This is a genomic window from Corallincola holothuriorum, from assembly GCF_003336225.1.
GTDB classification, from domain to species: Bacteria; Pseudomonadota; Gammaproteobacteria; order Enterobacterales; family Neiellaceae; genus Corallincola; species Corallincola holothuriorum.
The window spans coordinates 609,893-635,847 of record NZ_QPID01000001.1 but is presented as its reverse complement, the minus strand read 5'-3'; the positions used below and the strand labels follow the sequence as shown (position 1 = coordinate 635,847).

Sequence of the window (25,955 nt, the reverse complement as noted above, 5' to 3'; positions counted from 1 at the left end):
ATCTGAATAATAGATAAGAATAGCAATAGGAAGATTCTGATGAGCGCGAATGTAGAGTTAAATGAACGTCCTCCTTACGACGACATTTTGCAGGAGATCGCTGATTACGTACTGAACTATCAGGTAGACAGTGACGAAGCATGGCAAACCGCACGGAACTGTCTCATTGATACGCTGGGCTGTGGCCTGCTAGCGTTGCGTTTTCCTGAGTGCACCAAGCATCTGGGGCCGATAGTCGAAGGTACCCATGTTCCCAATGGCGCACGCGTACCCGGCACCCAGTTAAGACTTGACCCTGTAAAGGCGGCCTGGGACATCGGCTGTATCGTGCGCTGGCTGGATTTTAATGACACTTGGTTGGCAGCAGAGTGGGGACACCCGTCAGACAATTTAGGTGCGATCCTAGCCGTTTCTGATTATCTGTCGCAGAAGCGGGTAGCTTCAGGTATGGCGCCATTAGTGATGCGTGATGTGTTAGAAGCGATGATCATGGCCCACGAGATCCAAGGTGGGTTGGCGTTGGAAAACTCATTCAATCGTGTCGGCCTTGATCATGTGGTGTTAGTGAAAGTGGCTTCGACCGCTGTGGTTGCCAAACTTCATGGTGCCGATAGAGAGCAGATCCTGGCCGCATTGTCCCATGCGTGGGTGGATGGGCAATCATTACGTACCTATCGCCATGCTCCTAATGCCGGTTCTCGCAAATCTTGGGCGGCGGGCGATGCCACCTCCAGGGCGGTAAAGCTGGTCGATATTGTGATGCGCGGTGAGATGGGGATTCCCGGTGTGCTTACGGCACCAGGCTGGGGTTTTTATGATGTTGCTTTTAAGGGCAAATCATTCAAGATGCAGCGCCCCTATGGCTGCTATGTGATGGAAAATGTGCTGTTCAAAATCTCTTTCCCAGCGGAATTCCACTCGCAAACAGCATGCGAGGCGGCGGTATTATTGCACCCGCAAGTCAAAGAGCGCCTCCACGCCATCGAAAAAATTGTAATCACCACCCATGAATCGGCTATTCGCATTATCTCCAAGCAGGGGGAACTTGCTAATCCAGCAGACCGAGATCACTGCTTGCAATATATGACGGCGGTGCCCTTGATGTACGGTGATCTGGTAGCAGAGCATTATGAAGATAGCTTTCATCGAGCTAATCCATTGATAGATGAGTTACGAGAGAAGATGGAGATTGTTGAAGATCCTGCATATAGCAGCGACTACCACGATCCTGAAAAACGATCGATCGCCAACGCGGTACAAGTGTTTTATGACGACGGCAGTTGCTCAGAAAAGATCGAAGTAGAATATCCGATTGGCCATCGTCGGCGTCGGGAGGAGGGGATCCCGGTGCTTGAATCTAAGTTCCGAAAAAACCTCGCAACCCGCTTCCCACAAGGGCGGTGCGACAAAATCGAGTCCCTCTGTTTGGATCAAAATGCGCTCGAAGCAACACCTGTCAACCTGTTCTGTGAGCTGTTTGTGATCTAACGCGGCATTCGTTACTGACTTTGTTTCGGCAATGTGATCGATCAAATGAAATTGGCTACTGATCGTTAAAGTAGCCATTTTTTTGGACACTTTTTGAACTTTTACTGTCAAAGTAAATGTGAAAATTATTCGCTGGCGAGTGAGTAGTCCGCCAACCCAGAGTTCTTATTTGATTTTCAAGGAGGTTCCCTTGGCAAGTGCAAGTAACTTCATTGTGTGGCGTGAAAAGATCGCCCGCTTGGCGGCCGAAAGTGACCCAACCATGGCTGATGAAGCCAGTCAGTTATCCCATCGTCAGCTAGAGCCCCTTTATCGTCGGGGTATGGAAGCCGAAGAGGTTTACCAGCAACTGTTTTCTGGACATGGCCACGAATAGGCCATGTTTGACCGCAAAAAGGCTTCCTGACGGAAGCCTTTTTTTATTAACAACTAAATTAACTTCAATGAGTTAGTTCACATACCAATTATTCAAATTGAACTATTCTTCTCTGGCAACAGTAAAAACACTGTGGATAGCCACGGAGAATAATAAAATGCCCGTTAACCAAAATGATCGTCGCCGTTTCCTCAAATATGCTTCGTTAGGTATTGTTGGAGTCACGGTAGGAACACAACTGCGTCAATTTGCTCATGCTGGCGACATGCCTCACTTGTCGTTAGATGATGCGACGGCGAAAGCACTTAAGTATGTGCACGCCAGTGAAAATGCTGAACAGGACTGCGCTAATTGTATGCATATCACCGGTACCGACGGTGATGAATGGCGTCCCTGCAATCTGTTCCCAGGTAAACTGGTGAACGCAAAAGGTTGGTGCGCAGGCTGGGTTAAAAAGCCTTAATAGCCGAGTCGTAGATGGCCCTTGCTACAAGGGCCATGTTTGACCTTTGTAAACACCGTAAAACTCCTCCTGTTTATTCCGTTGTCACCCCTAATATTGTCGTCATATCAAACCCGTGGCACATTTCTAACTGATTGATTTAAATTAAAGTTAAAACTGCGCTAAGTTTCATTAACGACCTAATTGTTATCTCCTTTGTTTGCGAGTATTCGATGAAAATCATTAAGCGATTGCTGCTGATGGCGTTTGTGCTAACCCTGCTGGCGTTCGGCGGGGTCTATTTTGCGGTGACGGCCAGTCTACCTGTATTAGAAGGTGAGTGGGGTGGTCACCCGCTTACGCAGGCGGTAAAAATCGAGCGGGATAGTCATGGCGTGCCGACGATATCTGCCGCCAATGATGCGGATAGAGCTTATGCCCTTGGTTGGCTGCATGGCCAAGATCGTTATTTTCAAATGGATCTGCTGCGAAGAAACGCTGCCGGTGAACTATCGGAATTGTTTGGTAGCGCAGCGCTGGACTGGGATCGAGAAATGCGTACCCATAGGTTTAGAGCGCGGGCAAGGCAAACCATCGAGGCGCTACCAGAGGCACAGCGCACCGTGATTGATTCATATACCGCGGGTGTGAATGAAGGAGTGGCCAGTTTAGGCGCGCGCCCCTTTGAGTATCTACTGTTGATGCAATCTGTTCGCCCCTGGTCTGCAGAAGACAGTCTGCTGTGTCTCTATTCTATGTATGTTGATCTGCAGGATCATGACGGTAGCTATGAACGCTCCCTCGACTTTATGCAGGCGCAGCTTCCTGCTGACTGGTTTGAATTTCTCAGGCCGCAGCCAGCAGATATTGGTGACGATTCGAAATTCCATTGGGAAGCACCGCTGGCGGGCGACGTTACTACCCGCCTGGCTTTGCCCGAGATGCCAATCGCTGATCTACTGAGCGGCTTAGCGCCAGGTCATACGCTGGCCGCTTATCATTGGGCGGACGAAGGGATCCCTGGCAGTAATAACTGGGGCGTTGCTGGCAGTCGCAGCCATCATGGGGCTGCCATTGTCGCGGATGATATGCATCTGGGCATTCGCGTTCCTAATACCTGGTATCGTGCCAGTTGGTATCTGGAGGACGGGCGCCGAGTCACCGGGGCTACGTTACCTGGTACACCGGCTATGGTGGTGGGTAGTAATGAAAAAATTGCCTGGGGTTTTACCAATACCTATGGCGACTGGAGTGAGGTGGTTAGGTTAGTGACGGATGACCGCCGCAGTCAGTACTTGACCCCCACTGGCTGGCGTGAATTTGATTACCATGAAGAGATCATCATGGTTAACAACCACCCGAATCCATTTACCGTGCGTGAAACTATCTGGGGACCGGTGATTGGTGAAGATGAACAGGGGAACCTGCTTGCCTATCGCTGGATCGCTCATGATCAACAAGGGGCTAACTTTAAGATCATGGAGCTGTCTAAAGCGCTGAGCAGTGCTGAAGCGTTAGCGATTGCCAGCCGCAGCGGTGTTCCGGCGCAAAACATGATGCTGGCGGATGCCGAGGGCAACCTTTCCTGGAGTGTTTTTGGCGCTATCCCTGATCGCCTTTGGTTAGATAAACAGTGGGTACAGGATTGGTCACAACAGGATGGTAACTGGCAGGGGTATCGTGCGGCAGAAGATTATCCCCGCGTGGTCGCCGATGAGTTAGACGGCTATTTGTGGACGGCTAATTCGCAGGTGTTAATGGATCAACGTTACCCTTTGATTGGTGATGGTGGTTACGACATCGGGATCCGGGCTGGCACCATTGCTGAGCGCTTAGCGGCTAAAACCAAATTGAATGAGGCCGATCTGTTGGCGATCCAACTCGACACTGAAAACCGGTTGCTGGGGCGCTGGGCAGACCATTTGCGGGATGTGGTTGATATTCAACCTGAGCCCGTGTTTGCCGCAGAACTGTTAGCCATTTTAGATGAGTGGGATGGGCATGCCGAAGTGTCGTCTGTCAGTTATCGTTTGGTGAGTGCTTATCGCCAAGCGGTGCTTGAAAACAGCCTAGGGCCGGTTTATCAAGCTCTGACATTGAAGGACTACCAAGGGTTTAGCGTAAAACGTATCGACAACTTTATTGATAACCCTTTATGGCTGCTGATCAGTGAGCAGCCCGATCACTTGCTTAATCCGGCGTTTGTGAGTTGGGAAGCGCTGCTGCTAAACAGCGCTCGCACCGCATTTAGTGAACTTACACTTAATGGATTGCCGGCTGACGAAGCAACGTGGGGGCTAGCTCATCAGCTGCATCTGCAACACCCGTTAAGCAGAGCGGTACCGGGGCTTGGTTATTTTCTTGATATGCCGCAACAAGCAATTGCTGGAGACCGGAAAAACGTAGTTCGGATACAGGGACGAGCGTTTGGCGCGTCACAACGTATGGTGGTAGCGCCGGGTAGGGAAGCTGATGGCATATTTCATATGCCAACTGGGCAGAGCGGACATCCGTTCTCTGAGTTCTATCAGGCTGGTCATCAGGATTGGGTTGAGGGCAACCCATCCCCCTTTTTGCCGCAACAGACCATTTATCACTTGAAATTACTGCCTGCTGCCCATAACTAAATGGGATAAGCAAAATGCTGATGCTTAACGGTGTTAGCGGGCTGATTTGAAAGACCGTAGAGCGGATAGCTGTTAGGCCTAGCCTCACTATCTATTTACCATGGGTTTAAGCTCATGAACCATGCACTGATAAGCACAGGAATTTAAATGACAGTTGCAGAGAACAAAGTCGTATCGATTAATTATCAAGTTAAAGACGCCAGTGGTGAAGTACTAGATGCTTCTGCCGAAGGTACGCCGCTTGAGTATTTACATGGCCACGGCAATCTTATCCCAGGGTTAGAAAATGCGCTGACAGGCATGGAAGCGGGTACTGAATTTGAAGTGGTTGTTGAACCAAAAGATGGTTATGGTGAGATCCATGCCGAAATGGTTCAGGAAGTACCTAAAGAAGCATTCCAACAGACTGAAGAGATCGTCGTTGGTATGGCTTTCACCGCTGAAACCAATCAAGGTCCGGTGCGCGTTGTTGTCACAAACGTCAGTGATGACACAGTGACTGTTGATGGCAACCACCCATTAGCAGGCAAGACACTCACGTTTACGGGCAGTGTTGCCGCTGTGCGTGAGCCGAAAGATGATGAACTGGAGCATGGTCACGTGCACGGTCCAAGCTGTAATCACTAAGCAATACTTATTGCCTGAAAAAGCCGACGTTAAGTCGGCTTTTTTGATCTGCGGCAGTACAGCAGGATTAGCTCGCGGGATCCTTGTACTGATGGACAACTCTTTGTGGAAATGGGATCTGGATGTTTTCGCGACGTAAAGCGTCAATGACTGCTTTATTCAGCGCGTATTTGCGCTCAAAAAAGCTGAGACTGGGTACCCAGACCCGATAGCCGATAACAATGGCGCTGTCATCAAAGCGGTCGATACCGATATTCGGCGTTAAAGTGTCGCTCTCTGTGGCTTCACTGTCGTTATTGTTGGCTTTGTCCTGACTATCATCTGTTTGCGCTATCGCTTCTTGGATCACGGCTAATGCCTTGTCGATATCCGTATCGTAGGCAACCCCAACTTCAGCTTCGATCACTCGAGCCGCAGCAGAGTTATGGACTATTTCGCCGACAATGTGTTTGTTAGGGATCAGGATCAGTTCGCCGTCTTCGTTTTCTAACAAGGTGGTGGCAAGGTTTATCTCCTTAACCACGCCGTGAACGCCTTGCACTCGGATGGTATTACCGATAGTAAACAGCCGGGTAAGAATGATGGTTAAGCCTGCCGCATAGTTAGAGAGCATGCCTTGGAAAGCCAAACCAGCACCTAATGATGCGGCACCTATCGCTGCGACAAATGGTGTGATGGCAATGCCAAGTTGATTGAGGGTCATAATGACCACCATCACGATGATGGCGATCTTCACCATATTGGCGAGAAAGTTTGCCAGGGTCACATCAACGTGGTGGCGCAAGCATAGGTTATTGATCCAAATGCCTACTTTCTTAGCGATCCAGAGACCGATCAGCAGAACTACGATGGCACCTAACAGTTGGAAACTGTACTCCACCAAGAAATCAGCGATCAGGTCGTAGTACTTCTGCACATCAGCAATATTTTCTTCCATGGCGGGGGCACTCTAACGTCTATTACTTATTCGTTAAAGGTAAGTCAGAAATCGAAACTATGACAGATAAATGTCGAATTTTTAGAGGGTTGGCATAAAAACAAAAAACCGGGCGAGAGGCCCGGTTTGTTAGCGAGAAACGATTATGGTTGTTCTCTGAACTTGGTTAGTGCGGTCAACGCTCGCTTGCTAACTTCGTCAGATTGATCACTTTCGTATAGTCGATTCAACCGTTGCTCAAGCGCATCACTGTGCGGAGCATGCACCAAGACCTCAAGTGCCGCTAAACGAACTTCACTGGCGTCGCTATCCAACAGCAACACCACTTCATCGAGCATGTACTCTTCGGTGGCTTCGTGCATCACTTTAAGTGTACGCACTTGTTGTGCTGGCTCGTCAATCTCATCCAACTGGTCGTGGAAATAGGCAACAACTCCAGGCTGATTTGGCGCGTCTTGCAATTTCTGCAAAGCGTCAGCGATCGCCAGCTTGTTGTCGAAACTGATCCCACTGTCGGTGATTAGTTGGTTAAGGTAAGTCGCCGCAAGGGCAGGCTGACTGAGATCGAAATTAGGCTTGTTGGCACCTTCCTCTTCGGAAAAATAGGTTGCCACCATATGCCAACGCTCAGCGTTAGTGAGTTTCGACTCGCTATCAAATGCTTCTAAGAAGGTTTTTTCGCCAGCTTTGCTGGAAGGTATTTCGATGGTTAGCTTGGAGGTTGCTAACTTAGGTTCTGCTTCTTCCACAATGACTGCGTCCACTGCTGCCATTTGAGACACCGGAATTGCTTGAGAAGCGTCTTGGTTACTGGAAACTGAGTTCACAAATGCTGTAAACCCGGCACCAAATAGTACCAAGAAGATATCTCTGTAACTGAGGTTCATTTTGAGCTCCTTGAAACGTCCGCCGCCAACTGCTAACTACTACCGGTGTAACGTACCACTTTCTTCAATGTGTCCTTTCACGCGCCACAAGGACATTCTTTTTACAGTTATCGACCGACTACCAGCCAGGCAACATCATTTTCTATTGTCATCCCTTGTACTGTGCGAGCACTATTTACCTCGCTGGTACACCATTAAAAAGTCACTGACTTGTTAATGTAAGGATGAAATGGAAGGGCGTGTATACCTTGCTCTACCAATTTCTTCCATGTGGAATCTGTAGTCGTCCAACAGACAGTATAGGCGTTTGTAACTATGATGCACATCAATTTATTACTGCAATGTTACAAGTAACAGCGGTGAATGTTAACATTTAGTTACCGCTTTTTCTTGGTTACTTTTAAATCAGTTAGTTAGCTTTTGATTAATTACTACAAATTTCGAGTGATGACTGACAAGTTTTTTGACAGCGATCACTATGACCAAAACTAGCTTTTTAGGCTGTTGTTCATTAGCTTTAGCAACCAAGGTTAACTTATGAGTTGTTGATGGAAGCCAAAACGCCTGTTGAATCACACTCCTTACTCATCGAGCTTCGTACCGTTGCGCTGACATCCCTCGCTTTGCTGGCGTTTGCAGCCAACTCTTTGTTGTGTCGGCAGGCATTGGCTCCCGCAGCTGAAACAGCGCAAGCGATGGATCCGTATAGTTTTACGCTGGTGCGATTATTCTCTGGCGCAGTGATGTTGGCGGTACTCACTCTACTGCGGCGATGGCTGATTGAGCGTCGTGTATCGCTGGTCTCGGCATGCCCCAGCAAAGACAGCAAAGCGCTTTCTGTTAACAGGTCTTGGTTGCGCCGCGGTGCCGCTTTGTGGCTTGCATTATATGCCTTAGGTTTTTCCCTGGCTTATGTTGAGCTGGGCGCAGCCCTTGGCGCACTGATATTGTTTGCCACAGTGCAATTTACATTGATGACAGCAGCGCTAGTGCAACGCGAGTCGTTAAGCAAAAGACAATGGCTAGGTTTCCTATTTGCGTTGACAGGGTTTGTTTGGCTGGTGCTACCAGCAGTAACCAAACAGAGTGATGCTAGCAACATCAGCTTTATCGGGGTTGGCCTCATGGTAGTAGCGGGGATCGCTTGGGGGTTCTACACCTTGGCGGGGCGCGGCAGCTTAGATCCGTTAAAAGAGAGCCGGGATCATTTTGCAGCCTCTCTACTTTGGATCGTATTAGTTGCATTGATTTTTGTGTTGTTTGCCTCGCTCTGGTTAGACGAGATCACAATACATATCAATCTCGACCACCGGGGTTTGTATCTTGCCGTTGCTTCTGGTGCTCTGGCATCTGGTGTGGGCTACGCGCTTTGGTATCAGGCGTTACGCTATCTACAGGCCAGTTATGCCGCCGTTAGCCAATTGCTGGTGCCGATATTGGCTGCTATTGGCGCAGCGCTCTGGTTGCAAGAGCCGATCACTCAGGGTTTGATAACGGCCGGTAGTCTCGTGCTGCTGGGTATCGCGTTGATGACAGTAAAAAGCAAGCCATGATCGAAGTCATAGCGATAAACGGATAATGCAAAGACGGAGCGGTACACCATGACGCAAAACAGCCAAGACAAGCAGACTCTCGTGCATTCGCAGGCTGAGCCGCGTAAAGCCAAGGCCGAAACAAGCTTTCATGAAGCGATCGTTATTCCCATCACCATGGCGTACGCCGAAGGCGGCTACACCGCGCCAATATATGTGGGAAGTGAGAAGCGCCTGGTGAATGTGTTGCTCGACACGGGCAGTTCCGCCTTAGCGGTGCGGGCAGACAAAGTGTTGCCCGATCAGGACGCCCACCTCAAACCCACGCCGCTGGCGCAGGCGATCGCCTATGGCGCAGGTGGTTGGGCGGGACCCGTGGTGCATTCACAGATTGGTATCGGCCACGATGATGAACAAGTGGTGTTGGATGATGTGGCGCTGGCGCTGATTGTTGAAGAGCCACAACGTAATTTTTTCGAAGCGGATGGCATCTGGGGATTGGCCTACGCGCCGCTAGACACGGTTCACGACATGTCTGACTACTTGCAACAGCAGGGCAGTGATATCGCCCATACCTATCCATGGCCGTTTAATGCGGTTGCCGATCACAACGAGCTTAAGAGTTTTCAAAAACTGTTTAAGCAATATCCAACCGTGCATATCACCCCCTATTTTACCGCGATGGAAGAGGATGGCCGTTGCAGCAACAAGTTTGCACTGTATACCCAGCGGGCGTTTTACCACATGACGGAAGCCGACGAAGCAGAAAGTGAACTACTACACGATCCGCTAAATACAGGTTTTCTTATTTTGGGTGGCGGTGAGGAACACACCCACCTGTATCACGGCGAGTTGGAAGCTGTGTCTGTGGTGCATGATGTTTACTACAACACCCGCATTAAGAAGTTTCAGGTAGACGGGTTCGCAGCGATGGACGTAGAGCGGATCCAACCCAAATACGAGAAGAGCTATCAGAGCAACAGTATCTTCGATTGCGGCTCCAGCTTCATGGTGCTGACCGATCCCATGTACCAATACTTCACTGATTGCCTGAGCAAGCTAGAGCCCGGATTGTTGGATCTGGTCGCAGCGGGGCAAAAAGCCGCGCGGCAGTTGACCGGGTTACCGATGAGCAAATTGCATCTGCCTCATTGGCCTGATCTGCATTTTGTTATGGAAGGGGAGTATGGCGACGTCACCTTAACCTGTCCCGCCACCCACTATTGGCAGATCAACGCGCCCGGTGAGGGCGAGGCGATGTTTACTGTGATTAGTCAGCTCGATGGCTGGGCAAACCAGTCGATTCTGGGGTTGCCGTTGCTGAGTAATTACTTCTGCGTGTTTGATCGGAGTGAGCATGAGTTAGGGGTGATTAGAACGGCGAAGCGGAAGTGATCAAACATATTGTGTGAATCCTTCACTGTTTGCCTGTTAATGCATTGTTTAATAAAAAAAACAATGATAGAACAACATAATATGTTTTGATTGAGATCAATTTGGCTTAATGCAGAGATGCGCCATTAGACAATTGGACGGTCATAAAAAGGATTTTCACCAACAACCTGATCTTCGTAGTGCGGAGAACGGTGTTCGCCTTATTCCTATAAAAAAGTCTGATTTTTCATTATTCTCAAAGCTTTATCAAACCCCTGCAACCATGCGTTTTATTGCCGCACCACTCAAACAGCAAACTACTGAAGCGTTGTTTTCCTATGTCTTGCAACAGCAAAACGTCAAGCAGCCACGGTGCGCTTATTGGACTATTAGCGTCGATGGCAGTGGTTCATGCGGTTTGATTGGTTTGATGTTTGAAGACACCGATAGTGCTGAAATTGGCATCATGTTGAAGCCATTCGTTCGATCCCCTCGGATATCCGATATCGCGATGAACCGTATTGCTCGTTATGCATTTACATCTTTTGGTCTGGCGAGCGTTACCGCGCGTATTGCAGTTGAGAATTGGCCAGCCAAAACACTGGTGACAAGGCTTGGGTTTCATAAGATTTCTGAGAATAGAAAGACGACAGATGACTTCGAATTTTGGGCTGTTACCTCTACAACATTAAAAGATGAATGCAATGCACAAAGGTAAACCTGGCCAGCTTTCGGTCGTAGGCACAGGCATGATGCTTGGGGCACACATCACACCCATCGCGAAAAGCTATGTTGAGGAAGCTGACATCGTTTTTGCCTCTGTTTCTCATAGCGCGACAGAGACCTGGCTCAGTTCACTGAACAGTAATTTTGTTAGCTTGCAGCAGCATTATGGTGAGGGGCGGTCACGGGAAGAGACTTATCAATTGATGGTCAATACCGTGCTTGAAGCTGTACGACTCGGCAAGCGCGTTTGCGCTGCTTTTTACGGTCATCCAGGTGTGTTTGCTTGGGCACCCCACGAGTTAGTAAGAGCAGCTAAAGCCGACAACCTTAATGTGGTATTTGAGCCGGGCATTTCCGCTGAGGATTGTTTGTATACTGATTTGGGTATCGATCCCGGAGAGGTTGGTTGCCAACATTTTGCAGCCAGTCAATTTATGTATCATCAGCGCCAAGTTGATTCCTCGGCTTACTTGGTTATTTGGCAGCCAGCGATGGCCGGTGATTTGGCGATGACACGTTTTGAACCTGATTCCCGATATATTGCATTATTGGCTGAGCTGCTGATGGAAATCTATCCTGCTGATCATCAAGTCCTGTTGTACGAAGCGGCGACCCTGCCATTTGCAGATCCAAGGGCAGATAGAGTTCATCTTGGTGAGTTAGCAAGTGCTGAAATGGCGATGCACACGACATTAGTGATACCGCCCAGTGAGAAACTAAAGCGTAATCATAAAATGATAGAACGAATCAAGGCTATCGCTGGAACAGCTTAATACAGGTTTAACAGTGAGGGATGATTTACTCCCCTCGAAATTAAAGGTGGCCTAGGCCAACACATAAAAGGAAGTGTTATGAGCAATTTAATCAAGTTTGCGGTTGAGTTTGGTTCCAGCGCGAAGTTACGAGCAATGACAGAACAAGAGCTGGTTGAAGCGATGCAGTCTTATGAGCTGAGTCTGGAAGAGCAGGCTGCTATTTTGAGTCGCGAACCTAAACGTCTTGCTGATTTGGGTAATGGAGATGTTTATTGCATTTTGTTTCCAGAGAAACCTGGTGAGGAAGATGAAGAAGAGCCTACACCTGAAAAAGAAGATACAACTAAAGTTGCTTAGATTTTGAAGTTAATTTCAGTAAGCCAAATCGGAGTGTTAGCGTTGCTATTGACGCTAACGCTCCTAAATTTCCCCTTAAAGGCGAATGAAAGTGAATCATTTATGCTTGAAAAAGCATATCAACTGAGGACTAGGGATTTTTCAGAGTTCAGAAAGATCATTAAGGTACTTAAAGAAAAAGAAGAGTCTTTAGATTGGCAGTCACGGAATAAATTGGATTATTTGTGGGCATTTTACTTGTCCAGAACAGGAAGCACCGAAGAAGCCATAGAGTATTACCATAAAGTAATAGAAAATGATGTGGAATTAGACATGTCATTCAATTCGTTGATTTCTTTGGTTAACTTAAACTTACTTAAAGGAGAAACGGAGCAAGCATTTATTTATGCAACAAATTTTAATGATGAAAAATATGCAGCTGTAGATAGTGATTTAAAGGAAACAGCCGCTCTACTGGTAGCCTATACACTGCTAAAATCAGGGTTGCCTGGCGAAGCAAGTGAATTAGTGAAGAACATCCCTGAGCAACTCGCTCAAGAAAGAAATGAATGTGTAAGAAATGCTATGCTTTCTGAGTTGTATTATTACCAAGGCGGTTTAGATGCGGATTATAAAAAAATAGTTAAGAAGGCAGACGAATGTAAAGCATCTGGAGAAGCTATTCTTGGATATATAGCTAAAATATATTTTGCGAAACATGAAATTCTAAATGATAGAAACATTAATGCATTGAAAATGATGGTCTCAGAACTTGAGGATGTTATATCAACCAAATATGACAACCTTGTCGCGCAATGGTACTCAACGTTAGCGGAGGTTTGGCTAGATAATAATAGTCACGAGCATGCTATTCGTTATGCTGAACTATCACTTGGGTATGACGTTGATCAAAGCCATATTGAATCAAAAGTATTATCTCTCCTCATTCTTTCTAAAGCTTACTTTATTGCCGAGAAATATGATTTGGCTTATAAGTATATGGATGAATATAACGAGCTAATGAAATCGTCGCAGAGGAACAAGCTTACAAGTGCTGTCGCTTATTATTCTGCACAACTAAAAGCTGAAGAATCAGCTAGACAAATTGAGTCTCTAAACAAAAAACTTTCCCTTGCCGATCTCGAGTCTCAAGTTGCCAAAGTCGAAGCTGAAAATAATCGTTTGTATTTATCGATGGCGTTAATTGTAGTTTGTATGCTGATCCTTTGGGTTTATAAGACCAAATTGCATCAGTTGCGCTTAAAAAAACAGGTAGAAGTGGATGCGTTAACTGGCGTGCTTTCCCGTCGCTATTTTTCTGAATGTTTTGAAAAGGCGTTGGTAAGTGCTCAACCAGCGCAGCAAAGTGTTAGTTTTGTCTTATTCGACTTGGACCATTTTAAACGAATTAACGACAGTTACGGCCATCCGGCGGGTGACTGGGTATTGAAAGCCGTGGGTGAGGTTTGTAGCAGTAGCGGACGGCGTGCTGATTTAGTTGGCCGCTTAGGCGGAGAAGAGTTTGGTATTCTGCTGCCTGATTGCGATATGGCGAATGCCACCCGCGTCGCCGAGCAGTGCCGACTCGCTATCGAACGGATAGATAGCACACCTGCTGGCGCTAAGTTTCAAATCACTGCCAGTTTTGGCGTGTCAGCGTCTTCCGTTGTTGGCTATGACAGTCGTGCGTTGATCGTTGATGCCGACAAAGCGTTATATTTATCTAAGAAACATGGTCGTAATCGGGTCACCCTGTCGCCTAACTATGACAACAGTGTGATATTGGGGGCGGGCATTTAACCCGCTTCGAAGATTGGTGAATAGGTTGTGGCAATAGGGAGATATGCCACTTGCTAGTATGGCAGCGCTGTTGACCATTCAGGCCAGCGTTATGGAGGTGAGCCATTAGTGGTGACGATGAAGTGGCAGTCGATCTTGAATCTAAAAGTGGTGAAGTAGAAGGTTTTGCTGCAGTAGACGGCAATCTCATCACAGATCACCCTTATCACTTTGACCCCTCTTATGGCTATTCCCTCGAACAGCTAATGGCCGTTGGCCGCCCCGATGAACCGTCGGACTTTGACCATTTTTGGCATAAACGCTATCAACGTGCGTTGGCTTGCCAGCCACTGCCAGTGATTGCCGATCTCAATCGCGATTGGTTAGGTTGGCGTGTGTTTGATGTTACTTATCAGTCGACAGATGAATTCCCTATTCGCGGTTGGTTACTGCTACCGAAAAGTGGAGTGGTTAAACGGGGCTTTGTGATTGGCCATGGCTATGGCGGCCGAGATGCGCCCGACTTCAATCTGCCTTTTACCGATTCGGCATTGTTGTTTCCCTGTTTTCGAGGGTTGTCGCTAAGTCACCGTGAACCATTGTCCACCAATCCTCAGTTTCATGTATTACACGATATTGATGATCCGCAGCGCTATGTAATTGGTGGCTGTGTTGATGATATTTGGCTGGGGGTCTCCTCGCTACTGCGGCTGTTTCCTAACTTGGCTGGGCATATTGGCTATTTGGGAATAAGTTTTGGCGGCGGGCTTGGCGCAATGGCGACTGCCTATGACTCCAGGATCCGGCGTGCCCACTTCAATGTGCCGACCTTTGGCCATCAACCGCTACGGGTGTCGTTAAAAACCCGCGGCAGTGGTCAGGCGGTTAGGCGCTTCTATCGTCATCATCCTGAAACAACCATGCGTACACTGGGTTACTACGATGCCGCTACTGCGGCTGCGAGAATTCAGGTACCTACACATTTTGCCTGTGCCCGATTTGACCCCGCGGTTGCACCACCAGGGCAGTTTGCTGTGTACAACGCGGTGCCTCAAAAGAAAGAGTTGCTGGTGCTCGATGCTGGGCATCATGAGTATCCGCGACAAGCGCAACAGAACAATGAGTTGATGGACCAGTTGAACCAGTTTTTTAAGCCACTATAGGGCTGGATCTTGCTTCTTTGAGGTTTGTTTCTTGGCGTATGTCTTGGAAGTAACGCGGTTGCTTGATCCCCTCTCCTAGGGGAGAGGGCTAGGGTGAGGGGTGTTTAGTTTGAGTGCATAAAGCAAAGACCCCTCATCCCAGCCTTCTCGACTGGTTCTTGCTTTCGCTTTTTAGGGGAGAAGGAGTAAGAATGTTGCTTTCGCGGTTGTTCAAAGTATGGTTTTCGCCGTTGAACAAAGTGTGGCGTTGAGATTTGCTTCTTCGCGTATGTCTTGGAAGTAACGCGGTTGCTTGATCCCCTCTCCAAGGGGAGGGGGCTAGGGTGAGGGGGGTAGTTTGAGTGCATAAAGCAAAGACCCCTCATCCCAGCCTTCTCCCCAAGGGAGAAGGAGTAAGAATGTTGCTTTCGCGGTTGTTCAAAGTATGGTTTTCGCGGTTGAACAAAGCATGGCGTTGGCGGTTTAAGGTGTTAGCTATGTTCCGCTTGTACACGTGCTGCTGATATTTACTGCAGAGGAACCGTCAGTACTAAAGGGTGAGGGTTACAACCCAAACGATATGTAAGCCAATATCAAACAAGTGAGGACACAGGGATGGGACTATGAACCGGGAGTATCACAAGTGGTGGAGTGATCGGTTAGGGCGGGACATGGAGTTACTCGTGTTCGGCCATGCTGGTGCCAAAGTGTTGATATTTCCGACTCGTGGCGGGCGTTTTCATGAATATGAAGATATGCGCGTAGTGGCATCGCTGCGGGATAAGATCGAACAGGGGCATTTACAACTGTACTGTGTTGATAGCGTTGATGCCGAAAGTCTCTACTGTTGGTGGGCTCACCCCCATGGGCGTATCGAACGGCAGAAAGCGTACGAGGAGTATATTCTCAATGAAGTGATGCCATTTATGCAGGACAAGAATCAGCATGAATGTGTTATTTCCCACGGCTGCAGCTTAGGCGCGTTTCACGCTGCTAATATCGCATTTCGTCATCCACACCTGTTTAAAAAGCTCGTTGCCTTCTCTGGTCGTTATGATTTGACGCTGAACGTTGAGTACTTTAGCGACTTGTTCAGCGGCTACTACAATGATGATATCTACTATCACACGCCCACCCATTTTCTGCCCAATTTACATTGTGATTGGCGTTTACAGCAGTTACGGGCGATGGAGATAGTGCTGGTGATTGGTAGGGATGATCCGTTTAAAGCAAACAACGAGCATTTGAGCCATATATTATGGGGCAAGGGTATCGCCCACCAGCTGTTAACGTGGGATGAGCGTGCCCACCGAGCGTATTACTGGCGGCGTATGGCACCGCTGTACCTATAGAGATTGGTTGTTGATTATCTAGTTTTAGTCGTAGAGGCAGGTTGTCAGGTATGACGAAAATGCGATTAGTGGTATTGATGTTTGATGATGTGGAAGTACTGGATTTTGCTGGCCCATTTGAAGTGTTTGGGGTCGCCAACGAACTGAATCAAAACAGCTTACTTGAGATACAATTGGTGTCGGTCGATGGTATGGCTGTGGTGGCCAAAAATGGTTTGTCGATCAATGTTGACGCCGCTATTGATGAGATAAGTGCAGCAGATCTGCTGCTTGTCCCTGGGGGGGCGGGTACTCGAACCGTTATAGAGCAAACCAAAACGATCCAGTGGATCGCGGAACGTGCTGCGGCGGCAACGCATACGATGTCAGTGTGCAGTGGCGCTTTGTTGTTGGCCAAGGCCGGGTTGTTATCGCAGTGCAAAGTAACAACCCACCACCACTGTTTTGAGCTGTTACAAGGCTTAGCACCTGACGCCAAGATCTGTCATCAGTCCCGCTTTGTCGATAACGGTCAGCTCATTACTTCTGCGGGCATTTCTGCCGGAATTGATATGAGCCTGCACATGGTGGCTAGATTGTTTGGCCCGCTTGCCGCGAAGGCGACAGCGGACTATATGGAATATGCTTGGCAAGCAGAGGCGATGTGATGATGGCACGTTGCGAATTGTCAGCACGCGTTAAATTAAGAGGGTAGATTGATGGCTGTACCTAATAGAAGCGAGTTGCACCCCGGGTTACCCGTGGCCATAGTGCAGAAGCAAGATCAACGTAGCGGCCAGTTAACCGAAGGGGTGATTCAATCGTTACTGACCAAGTCTCCCAGCCATCCCCATGGTATCAAGGTCAGGTTAGATTCCGGTGAAGTAGGGCGGGTGCAGGCTATTTTGGAATAGTGCATTGCTTCCATATTGGCACCCACGCAACACCTGTTCTAGCACCGCTGTAACAGAGCGCTTTGGCGGCGCTCATTAAGCTGAGAGACATCCGAAAAACCTTCCTTTATAATACTTGAGCTTTTTGCTCTGGAATTACGCTCCAGCTCGCTGTTTTACTGAATATAAGGGACGCTGTTTTGTCTGATATTGTTGTCTGTGCACTGTATAAATTTGTATCTCTGCCCGATTTTGAACAACTCCGTCAACCGTTACTCGATGCGATGAATCAACACCAGATCCGCGGTACCTTGCTGCTTGCGGCCGAAGGCATTAACGGCACTGTCGCGGGCAGCCGCAAAGGTGTGGATGGTTTGTTGCAGTGGCTCAGCCAGGATCCCCGTCTGGCGAATATTGAGCACAAAGAGTCTTTCACTGACCAAGCTCCTTTCCACCGCACTAAGGTCAAGTTGAAGAAAGAGATCGTCACCATGGGGGTTGAGGGGATAGATCCTCAGCAAGTGGTGGGCACCTATGTCGAACCCAAAGATTGGAACGAGTTGATCAGCGATCCTGACGTGGTGCTGGTGGATACCCGTAATGATTACGAAATCCAGGTCGGCACATTCCATGGGGCGGTGAACCCGCAAACTGAAAGCTTCCGCGAGTTTCCTGACTATGTTGCGAAGAATTTAGATAAAAAGCAGCACAAGAAAGTCGCCATGTTTTGTACGGGTGGGATCCGTTGTGAAAAATCGACCGCTTACCTAAAAGAGCAAGGTTTCGATGAGGTTTACCATCTGAAGGGCGGCATTCTGAAATACCTGGAAGAGGTGCCTGAGGAAAATACGTTATGGCAAGGCGAGTGCTTTGTCTTTGATGAGCGGGTCACTGTGAATCATCAAATGGAGAAGGGTAATTACGACCAGTGTAATGCCTGCCGCTTGCCGATCACTGAGCAGGATAAGCAGAGTGAGAAATTTGCGCTGGGGATCAGTTGCCCACATTGTTATGACAAAGTGACCGATGAACAGCGTGCGCGCTTTGCTGAACGGCAAAAGCAGGTTGAGTTGGCAAAGCACCGTGGCGAAGCGCATATAGGCGCCGATGCGGCTGAGGCGATTGCGCAGCGCAAACAACGCAAGCAGGCGCAGAAGTTGGCGCAGAAAGCGCAAACAAGCGCCGCTGCGAGTTCTAAGCGCTAACGGTGGCGCAGAGGAGTGCTAACGGAGGTGATGGTTGATGGATAACACCAGTGTGAGCTGCCCTTGTGGCTCCAGCAACGCTTATAGCGAGTGTTGTGGGGTTTATCATTGTGGTCAGGCATTGGCGCCGACTTGTGAAGCGTTAATGCGCTCCCGCTTTTGTGCCTTTGTTAAGCATGATGGTAACTACCTCTACGCTACGCATCACCCTGATTTTCGAGGCACTGACACTGCCGCTGATTTTGTCGCATCGGCACGAGAAACCCAATGGTTACGACTGCAAGTGTTGGCGAGTCAGGGTGGGGCTTTGGATAATGATGGCTGGGTGAGGTTCAAAGCCTGGTTTATGCAGCAGGGAAAGGTGTATGTTCACGAGGAGCATTCGCAATTTACCCGCCTTGAGCAGCGCTGGGTTTATACCCAGGGTGACTTTGCCCCCGCCGCCGTGGTAAACATGGGACGAAATGATCCGTGCCTTTGCGGTAGTGGTAAAAAATTTAAGAAGTGCTGTGGTTAAATCTGACTTTAATCCAGCTTAGAGAAAGGGATACTGATGGCTGCTATTTTGCTCGTTCGAGCGCATGATTTAGGACACGATAAAGTCAGAGAATTGAGTGAAAAGGTTGCTGACAAACTGGCCGAAAAATACGGCATAGAGTGGCAATGGCAGGAAGAGTTGCTGATTTTTACCCATGATGGCGGCGCCGATGGCCATTTGCGTCCAACGGAGCATCAGTTAGAGATCTCTATCAAACTGGGCTTTATGCTATCGCTGTTTAAAGACAGCATCGAGACATCGATTAACGAGCAATTGGATAGGCTGTTGAGCTGATTTTCTAAATGCTGTTTTCCTAAGTGCAGTTCCCCTCATCAACTTTTTGTATCGCCCTTTTGTGACGGAAAGGGTGACAGCTTGTTACGGGTCATTCTCTTTACCGCCCCTGTTTGCGCTGCGGAAGGCGAGTTCGTGCGGTGGCGATTTGACTGTTCAGACCTCAACCCAAACATTTGCTAATGGATCGCTAAGCGGCTAATTACCTTACTATTATCAATTTTTCTTAATGCCTATTTTGAGGCGATCCCTCTTTCTCAAGAAAAATCATTGAAACATTCCATTTACAACTCATTTACATAGCGCTAGCCTGTGCGTGATATCGCTCACATAATTTATCTGTGTTGTGATCTCCATTGTTCTTCGTGGCTATTTAAATCGTGGTGTTGTAAGGAGTGGTTTCAATGTCGAGGATAGGCGTTTCATTATTTATCTTGATTACCTTTATGGGGTTACCGTCATTTGCGAATGCATTTGAGCAGACGTACCCGCAATTAAATTTACGTGGTACTTCCAATGGCTGGTCAGTGACATCGATGTCATTGGTTGCGGATCATACTTGGCAAGTGAATGCCCAGTTTGCTGCCACTGATACTGAGCGCTTTAAGTTTGATGTGTATGGCGATTGGTCAACCAACTTTGGCGATGATCAAGCGGATGGTTACGCTGATGCGTCTGGCGGTGACATTGCTGTGACGCAAGGCGAGGGGATCTACCAGATCACCTTAAACGACGAAACGCTGCAATACAGCGTGACAAAACAGGGTGGAGAGAACCTGCTCCCAGTGGCTGATGCCGGTGAGGACATTAGCCTGAATGTCGGTGACACAGCCTTTTTCAACGCCGGATCGTCTTATGATAGTGATGGCCAAATTGTTAGTTATACATGGTCAAACGGTTTATCTGGCGTCGCACCGTCACTGACTTATGAGCAGGCGGGACTGTATACCGTTGTTCTCACTGTGACTGACAACGACGGTGCCTCAGCCACGGACTCCGTGTTGGTTAATGTCACTGCAGCTGATGCAGAGCATAACTTCGAGGCATTGTCTTTACGCGGTACCCATAATGACTGGTCTACAACTGCCATGGTTGCGGTGGCAAACCACAGCTGGGAAGCCACAGTTACTTTTTCTGGCGACGCTGACGATAGATTTAAGTTTGATCGTTTCGGCGATTGGTCTGAGAACTATGGTGATAGCAATGCTGATGGTATCGCAGAGATCGCAGGTGGCGACATTCTGATTAATCAGGGCGCTGGCGATTATTTCATCACGTTTAATGATGCCACGTTAACCTATTCTGTTAGTAAAGCGGGTGAGAGTAACCTGCCTCCGGTAGCTGATGCCGGGGATGATATTACTTTACTGGTTGGTGAAACGGCCTATTTCAGTGCGGCAGGATCCCGTGATAGTGATGGCGATATTGTTGCTTACGCTTGGTCGAACGGGCTGCAAGGTGTCAATCCTACGCTGACCTATCCAAATGCCGGCAGTTACCAAGTCACGCTGACGGTCACCGATGACGATGGTGCAACGGCTACTGACACAGTGGTTGTGACAGTGAAGGACGACAGCGTACAACAGAACTTTACCCACCTTTATTTGCGCGGTACCCACAATGGTTGGGCGACCGGTGAGATGGCGTTGGTGGAGGATAACACTTGGCAGGCAACAGCCACCTTTGCAGCTGGCAGTGAACAGCGTTTTAAATTCGACCAGCTCGGTGATTGGAGCCTCAACTATGGTGACAACGAAGCCGACGGTTGGGCTGAGCAAGCGGGTGAGGACATCTTTATTACACAGGGACCAGGGGAATACCTGATCACTTTTAACGACAGTAACTTTAGCTATCGTGTAGAAAAAACTGGTATCGACAACCAAGCTCCCATCGCGGAAGCTGGCGCGGATATTACTATTTCAGTAGGTGAAGTAGCCTATTTTGACGGCTCACTGTCTCAAGACCCTGACGGCGAGATCGTTAGCTACCAATGGTCAAATGGTCTGTCTGGTGTTGCGCCTAGCTTGGTCTACGGCACAGCAGGTGACTATGTTGTCACATTAACGGTCACGGACGACGGTGGTTTAATTGCCACTGATAACGTCACGGTACTTGTTAGCAGCCCAGATGCGGCACCGGACGCTTGCCGAAGCGATATCAACTTTTTGGGTGACACAGACAAAGATGGGCTCCCCGATTGTGCCGAGCTGGATGGTATTCCTTACTTTGAAGAGTACTACTATCAACTGGGTGCTCGTGTAGGTACGCCTGATCTGTTTGTTGAGATCGATTGGATGGAAACGACAGATCTCGGTGTTATTCCGCAACGTGAAGCTTTAGAGAAAGTGAAAGCGTCTTTCGCTGCTGAAGGGATCGCGATCCATTTTGATACTGGCTCTCTCTACCATGCTGATGCGGGTATTAGCCCTGACGATTTCGATTTGGGGGGCGGTAACGCGTTGCCGTTCACTAAAACCATTCAACTGCAATACAGCTCAAATCCAGACATTGCGGGTTTATATAATCTCAAGATCGACCATATGAGCTATGCCCGTCGCTTTAACGCCCCTTGGTACTACTTGGTGTTTGGCAGTTCACGTAACTTGACTGGTTCAGCGGGTAGTTCAGGTGTTGCTTGGGTGAATGGAAAAGAAGCGATTGTTTCCTTAGGCCAGTGGGGACTTAATCGTAAAACCACACGTAACACCAACTTGTTGATTAACTATCAGGCTGGCACTGTGATGCATGAATTTGGTCATAACTTGGGGCTGCTTCATGGTGGTAATGACAACGTTAATTACAAACCAAATTACCTAAGCACAATGAACTACATGCACCAATTGGATGGCTTGCCGACAATCGGCCTGGACGAGGGTGACCGCTTAATGCGCCGACTGCATGGCAGCGTTTGCGTGCCTTATCTAAGCAATGCGCCGACCGATGATTATCGTCACTTCCGTATCAGTTATAGTCATGGACTGAGTATCGATATGGATGAGACCGGTGATGCACCGCTGCATGATGCGGTAGGTTTTGGTCATCCTAACTCGGGCGCAATTGATTACAACTGTAACGGCTATCCTAATGATATTGAATATGGTTTGGATGTGAACAAGGACGGCGCCTACACTGTGGTTAGAGATCACGATGATTGGGGCAGCATTAAGTTTTACTTCTATAAGGGTGACGGCGGCGTTGCCGGTGCGCGGGCTTTTGTTGAGCCGGTGGCGATAGAGGAAGAGGCGCCAGATGCTGAATTCTTTAATCAGCTTAAGGCGATGATGGATTAAGCAGCACTGCGATATCGGCATGGTGACCTCTTTCTGGTCATCATGCCTGTTTTGTCTGGCAAGTGTTGTTGGTTGTTTGACTCGCACTGACTGAGGCTTATGTTTGTGGTGGAGGGTATATGATAGGAGTGAAGTTGTTATTCGCGAGTGTGCTTAGCTTTGTTCTACTGACAATGCCTTTGCGTGCTGCCGAGATATGCCAAGCGGGATTGGAGCTGGACTATGTTTCCGTTGAAGAGTTGGAGGGTGGACTCACACCAGAGGGCAGTGTAGCCAAGCGTTGGCAACTGCAGTTTCGCTTTCCTGAAGTGATCTGGTCCCGTGGCGATATGGTGGAACATGGTCGATTGATTTGTGATGGTGAAATTATTACCGCAGAGTTTGCTAATAACGAACTGGATGTCACTGTGGTGCAAGAGCCACAGCTAATTAACATGGCCGGTGTGGCTTATTCTTTAAGCACATCACTGGTTGAGCCTTAAGCTGCTTTCAAGTTAAAGCAAAACGCTATTACTTAAATAAGTAATACACCCTCGTTGAGTGCCAAGCTGCCTTTCGGCTGAAAGTGCGCTGTCTGGTTTCTGACCAGCTTTTATTATCTCCCCAATTGATCCAGATCAATTCTCACGCTGACTTTAGAGAGAGCACTCTAATTCTCTGGCGTACCTTCAAAGTAGGTTAAAAAAGCGCCTGAAAAACCTGTGTCGCAGTCCAATCAGCCCATGCACAGTCAAAACAGGCAGGGAGGAAATATGAGTAACCTAATTGGAAAAGCCAGTGCAGCGGTGAAAAAAATTGGTTCAATACGCGAGACCATGGTGCATAACATCTGGTTAGCAGGACTTGGTGCATATGCTAAGAGTGCTGAAGAGGTAAGTGGTTTATCGGCCAAGAGCCAGTCGCTGTTTGAAGAGTTAATAGCGCGGGGCAAAGAGGTAGAGCAAAGCACGAAAGAGAAGGTGGCAGATGCGGCCAGTGAAACGTCTGGTGCGATTGAGCAACGGGTTAATCATCTGATGCAGAAAGCCTCCGGCTTAGATGTCATGCAGCTGAAAGCGATGGACAAAAAGCTAGACGATTTGACCAAGCAGGTTGATGCGTTATTGGCAAAAGATAAGAAGCCTGTCGCCAAAAAAGCACCCGTGAAACGTGCTGTTGCAAAGAAACCAGCAGCCAAACCCGCGGCAAAACCGGCAGCCAAGCCAGCGGCAAAAGCACCTGCGACAGCGGCAAAGAAAACGGTACGCCCAGCGGCTAAAAAGCCAGCGCCGAAAGCAGCAGGAAAAGTAGCAGAGGTTAAAGCGCCACTGAAAGCTGTGCCTAAACCTGCAGCGAAACCGGCAGTTGCGAGACCTGCGGCGAAAAAGCCGACAGAGACCGAAACCGCTTAGAGCGATATTCCTAACGTAGCGGGGAGCGAAGGCCGCGCCCAGCTACCAGATAAGAGGAGGGCGACATTATGAGCGCCAATAATGTAAAAGAAACCGCAAAACGCGTGATGGAGAATGGTGAGCAGCTTGCCCGTAACATCTGGTTGGCTGGCTTAGGGGTTTACAGTAAAAGTTTGGAGGAAGCACAAGGCCTGAACGGCAAGACAACCGAGCTTTTCGAAGAGTTGGTGACTCGTGGGCAGGAAGTGGAATACGCCACCCGCCAGAAGTTGGAAGATAAAAAAGAAAAAGCGTCTGACAAGCTGGAAACTCGGGTGAATGACCTATTCTTGAAGTTAAGCGGTATCGACCGTAAGCAGCTTGAAGATATGAACGAAAAGCTCGACAAGTTGGCTGACGCAGTTGAATCACTGTCCAAGAAATAGTCGGAAGGTTATCTGTAATGGCCTGACTCTGACCGGGGTGTGAGCTTAGGTTCACACCCTGATTTCTAATCTAAGGAGGTTACATGCCGGGACTTTCTCTCATGGATACGGCATTCGTTTGGTTTGAGTCCAGCGATACACCGATGCATGTGACCGGCTTGGTGTTACTAAAGCCCCCAGCAGATCAACAGGGTGAAAGGAGTAGTTTTGCCCGCCGCCTCTATTCAAAATTGTTGACCAAACAGCATATTGCAGCGCCGTTTAACTGGCGATTGCAGATGAAGTACAGCAACTTGCCGCAGTGGCAGGTGTGTGATCATGTTTGTTTATCTGATCATGTGCGATTAGAAACGCTGGCAGAGCCTGGTGATCGGGCGCAATTGAATGCACTGGTTTCACGCAATCATGCCCGTTGCTTGGATCGTAGTCGTCCATTGTGGGAACTCACGGTCATTGATGGTCTCGACGATGGTCAGGTTGCTCTGTCATTGAAAGTGCATCACGCATTGGCTGATGGTATGCGTGCCAGTGGTATTTTCATCAACGCCTGTAGTGAAACTCCAGACGAAGAGTTTACCGCGTTTTGGGAAAACGCCATGGTGCCTGAACGGCACTGTGATGAAGATGAAACCGGTATGGTTGAGGCTTGGCTGGATGCTGTCTACAAGCTTTCCAAGCAGGCGTTTACCTTGCCTGGCTTGTTCCGTATTGGCAGTACCTTGGCGATGAGCGCGCTTAACCTCAAATCATCTGCATTAACTACCCCTTTTACGGCGCCAAAGACGGCGTTCAATCGTAAGCCGGGGCAGGGACGTTCTATCTGTGTTGGTCGTTTTCCCATGGCCAGCTTCAGGCAGGTGAGTCGTTTGACGGGTGCGTCGATGAATGATGTGGCGTTGGCAGTTTGCGATATCGCATTGCAGCGTTATTTGCACATTCAACAGATGCAGCCGGAGAAACCATTGGTGGCGTTGATGCCGATTAATCTGCGTGCCAAAGGGGATCTGAGTTCCGCATGTAACAAGATGTCGATCGGTTTAGTGGAGATGGGACAGCCTGAAGATACGCCACTGGCACGTCTAGCTGCTATTCAGCACTCTTCCCAAGGGGTAAAGCAAGAAGCGTTGGATCTATCGCCGAAGGCATATGTGAACTATTCCATCTTGGTAAACGCGGCGGCATTATTAGGCGGTAAGCTTAATATTAACGGCGTCGTTCCTCCGGCAAGTAACCTGATTATCTCCAATGTACCGGGCCCCAATGCACCGCGTTATTACATGGGCGCGCAGATGACGGAGGTATACCCTTTGTCACTGTTATTGCCGGGTCAGTCGCTGAATATCACGCTGTATAGTTATGACGGTTGGGTACATTTCGGCTTAGTGGGTTGCAATACCTCGCTACCGAATTTTGAGCAGATATCCGACTACCTCACAGACGCCTTGGCTGGATTAGAGCAAGATGTCCTTAACACCGCGGTGGATCTCGTCACCGATCAGTTATTCCTGTTACAAGAGACGGAATAGCGCAGTTCAGACCAATAATCGGTTTATAGGGTGA

25 protein-coding genes are annotated in these 25,955 nt (G+C 48.6%); 23 read left to right on the top strand and 2 right to left on the bottom strand.

All coding sequences use genetic code 11. The annotated features are described in order from the left end of the window. The first annotated feature begins 39 nt into the window (after window positions 1-39). From DU002_RS02705 to DU002_RS02685, 5 genes are all read left to right on the top strand, one after another. A complete protein-coding gene (locus DU002_RS02705; RefSeq protein ID WP_114336798.1) occupies window positions 40-1,488 on the top strand; it encodes a bifunctional 2-methylcitrate dehydratase/aconitate hydratase in 1,449 nt (482 codons plus the stop codon). A gap of 190 nt (window positions 1,489-1,678) precedes the next feature. Further along, window positions 1,679-1,864, top strand: coding sequence for a hypothetical protein (locus tag DU002_RS02700; protein ID WP_114336797.1), 186 nt, complete (start codon window positions 1,679-1,681; stop codon window positions 1,862-1,864). A 157-nt stretch (window positions 1,865-2,021) separates the two neighbouring features. Then, window positions 2,022-2,327, top strand: coding sequence for a high-potential iron-sulfur protein (locus DU002_RS02695; protein WP_114336796.1), 306 nt, complete (start codon window positions 2,022-2,024; stop codon window positions 2,325-2,327). Between the two features lie 212 nt (window positions 2,328-2,539). Then, entirely contained in the window at window positions 2,540-4,933 is a 2,394-nt protein-coding gene (locus DU002_RS02690) for a penicillin acylase family protein (protein WP_114336795.1), read from the top strand. A gap of 147 nt (window positions 4,934-5,080) precedes the next feature. Continuing rightward, on the top strand, window positions 5,081-5,560 hold the full coding sequence (locus tag DU002_RS02685; RefSeq protein WP_114336794.1) for an FKBP-type peptidyl-prolyl cis-trans isomerase: 480 nt from the start codon (window positions 5,081-5,083) through the stop codon (window positions 5,558-5,560). A 67-nt stretch (window positions 5,561-5,627) separates the two neighbouring features. Here the strand turns inward: DU002_RS02685 and DU002_RS02680 are convergent, their stop codons facing one another. After that, complete coding sequence (locus DU002_RS02680; protein ID WP_114336793.1) at window positions 5,628-6,497, bottom strand: mechanosensitive ion channel family protein; 870 nt, start codon at window positions 6,495-6,497, stop codon at window positions 5,628-5,630. A 143-nt stretch (window positions 6,498-6,640) separates the two neighbouring features. Beyond that, the gene (locus tag DU002_RS02675; RefSeq protein ID WP_114336792.1) at window positions 6,641-7,384 is read right to left on the bottom strand and encodes a hypothetical protein; all 744 of its coding nucleotides are present in this window, start codon (window positions 7,382-7,384) and stop codon (window positions 6,641-6,643) included. 548 nt (window positions 7,385-7,932) lie between these two features. Here DU002_RS02675 and DU002_RS02670 point away from each other — a divergent pair. The 18 genes from DU002_RS02670 to DU002_RS02585 all read left to right on the top strand — a co-directional run bounded on the left by DU002_RS02670 (window position 7,933) and on the right by DU002_RS02585 (window position 25,921). Continuing rightward, window positions 7,933-8,937 carry a DMT family transporter gene (locus tag DU002_RS02670; RefSeq protein WP_199405142.1) on the top strand — a complete coding sequence of 335 codons (1,005 nt, stop codon included), beginning with the start codon at window positions 7,933-7,935 and terminating at the stop codon, window positions 8,935-8,937. A gap of 48 nt (window positions 8,938-8,985) precedes the next feature. Continuing rightward, entirely contained in the window at window positions 8,986-10,311 is a 1,326-nt protein-coding gene (locus DU002_RS02665; RefSeq protein WP_114336791.1) for a pepsin-like aspartic protease, read from the top strand. Between the two features lie 109 nt (window positions 10,312-10,420). Continuing rightward, window positions 10,421-11,008: a GNAT family N-acetyltransferase gene (locus tag DU002_RS02660; protein WP_114336790.1), complete on the top strand. Its 588-nt coding sequence runs from the start codon at window positions 10,421-10,423 to the stop codon at window positions 11,006-11,008. Further along, window positions 10,995-11,789, top strand: a complete 795-nt coding sequence (locus tag DU002_RS02655) for an SAM-dependent methyltransferase (protein WP_114336789.1) — start codon at window positions 10,995-10,997, stop codon at window positions 11,787-11,789. Before DU002_RS02660 ends, DU002_RS02655 begins: the two co-directional genes overlap by 14 nt. A gap of 78 nt (window positions 11,790-11,867) precedes the next feature. Beyond that, entirely contained in the window at window positions 11,868-12,128 is a 261-nt protein-coding gene (locus DU002_RS02650; RefSeq protein WP_114336788.1) for a hypothetical protein, read from the top strand. Window positions 12,129-12,230: 102 nt separating this feature from the next. Next, complete coding sequence (locus tag DU002_RS02645; RefSeq protein WP_114336787.1) at window positions 12,231-13,907, top strand: tetratricopeptide repeat-containing diguanylate cyclase; 1,677 nt, start codon at window positions 12,231-12,233, stop codon at window positions 13,905-13,907. Between the two features lie 122 nt (window positions 13,908-14,029). Beyond that, on the top strand, window positions 14,030-15,049 hold the full coding sequence (locus tag DU002_RS02640; RefSeq protein WP_233496371.1) for an acetylxylan esterase: 1,020 nt from the start codon (window positions 14,030-14,032) through the stop codon (window positions 15,047-15,049). Window positions 15,050-15,651: 602 nt separating this feature from the next. Next, window positions 15,652-16,380 (top strand): esterase family protein, encoded by a 729-nt coding sequence (locus DU002_RS02635; RefSeq protein ID WP_114336786.1) that lies wholly within the window; start codon window positions 15,652-15,654, stop codon window positions 16,378-16,380. A gap of 50 nt (window positions 16,381-16,430) precedes the next feature. Next, window positions 16,431-17,027, top strand: coding sequence for a DJ-1/PfpI family protein (locus DU002_RS02630; RefSeq protein WP_114336785.1), 597 nt, complete (start codon window positions 16,431-16,433; stop codon window positions 17,025-17,027). Window positions 17,028-17,078: 51 nt separating this feature from the next. Continuing rightward, on the top strand, window positions 17,079-17,273 hold the full coding sequence (locus DU002_RS02625) for a YwbE family protein (RefSeq protein ID WP_114336784.1): 195 nt from the start codon (window positions 17,079-17,081) through the stop codon (window positions 17,271-17,273). A 179-nt stretch (window positions 17,274-17,452) separates the two neighbouring features. After that, window positions 17,453-18,457 (top strand): oxygen-dependent tRNA uridine(34) hydroxylase TrhO, encoded by a 1,005-nt coding sequence (trhO, locus tag DU002_RS02620; RefSeq protein WP_114336783.1) that lies wholly within the window; start codon window positions 17,453-17,455, stop codon window positions 18,455-18,457. A gap of 37 nt (window positions 18,458-18,494) precedes the next feature. After that, a complete protein-coding gene (locus DU002_RS02615) occupies window positions 18,495-18,974 on the top strand; it encodes a YchJ family protein (RefSeq protein WP_114336782.1) in 480 nt (159 codons plus the stop codon). 36 nt (window positions 18,975-19,010) lie between these two features. Next, window positions 19,011-19,289 (top strand): polyhydroxyalkanoic acid system family protein, encoded by a 279-nt coding sequence (locus tag DU002_RS02610; RefSeq protein ID WP_114336781.1) that lies wholly within the window; start codon window positions 19,011-19,013, stop codon window positions 19,287-19,289. A 404-nt stretch (window positions 19,290-19,693) separates the two neighbouring features. After that, window positions 19,694-22,579, top strand: a complete 2,886-nt coding sequence (locus tag DU002_RS02605) for a PKD domain-containing protein (protein WP_114336780.1) — start codon at window positions 19,694-19,696, stop codon at window positions 22,577-22,579. A gap of 119 nt (window positions 22,580-22,698) precedes the next feature. Further along, a complete protein-coding gene (locus DU002_RS02600; RefSeq protein ID WP_114336779.1) occupies window positions 22,699-23,061 on the top strand; it encodes a hypothetical protein in 363 nt (120 codons plus the stop codon). 270 nt (window positions 23,062-23,331) lie between these two features. Beyond that, window positions 23,332-23,970 carry a phasin-related domain-containing protein gene (locus DU002_RS02595; RefSeq protein ID WP_158537943.1) on the top strand — a complete coding sequence of 213 codons (639 nt, stop codon included), beginning with the start codon at window positions 23,332-23,334 and terminating at the stop codon, window positions 23,968-23,970. A 68-nt stretch (window positions 23,971-24,038) separates the two neighbouring features. Then, on the top strand, window positions 24,039-24,395 hold the full coding sequence (locus DU002_RS02590; protein ID WP_114336777.1) for a phasin family protein: 357 nt from the start codon (window positions 24,039-24,041) through the stop codon (window positions 24,393-24,395). Between the two features lie 83 nt (window positions 24,396-24,478). Then, window positions 24,479-25,921 (top strand): wax ester/triacylglycerol synthase family O-acyltransferase, encoded by a 1,443-nt coding sequence (locus DU002_RS02585; RefSeq protein WP_114336776.1) that lies wholly within the window; start codon window positions 24,479-24,481, stop codon window positions 25,919-25,921. The last annotated feature ends 34 nt before the right edge of the window (window positions 25,922-25,955 follow it).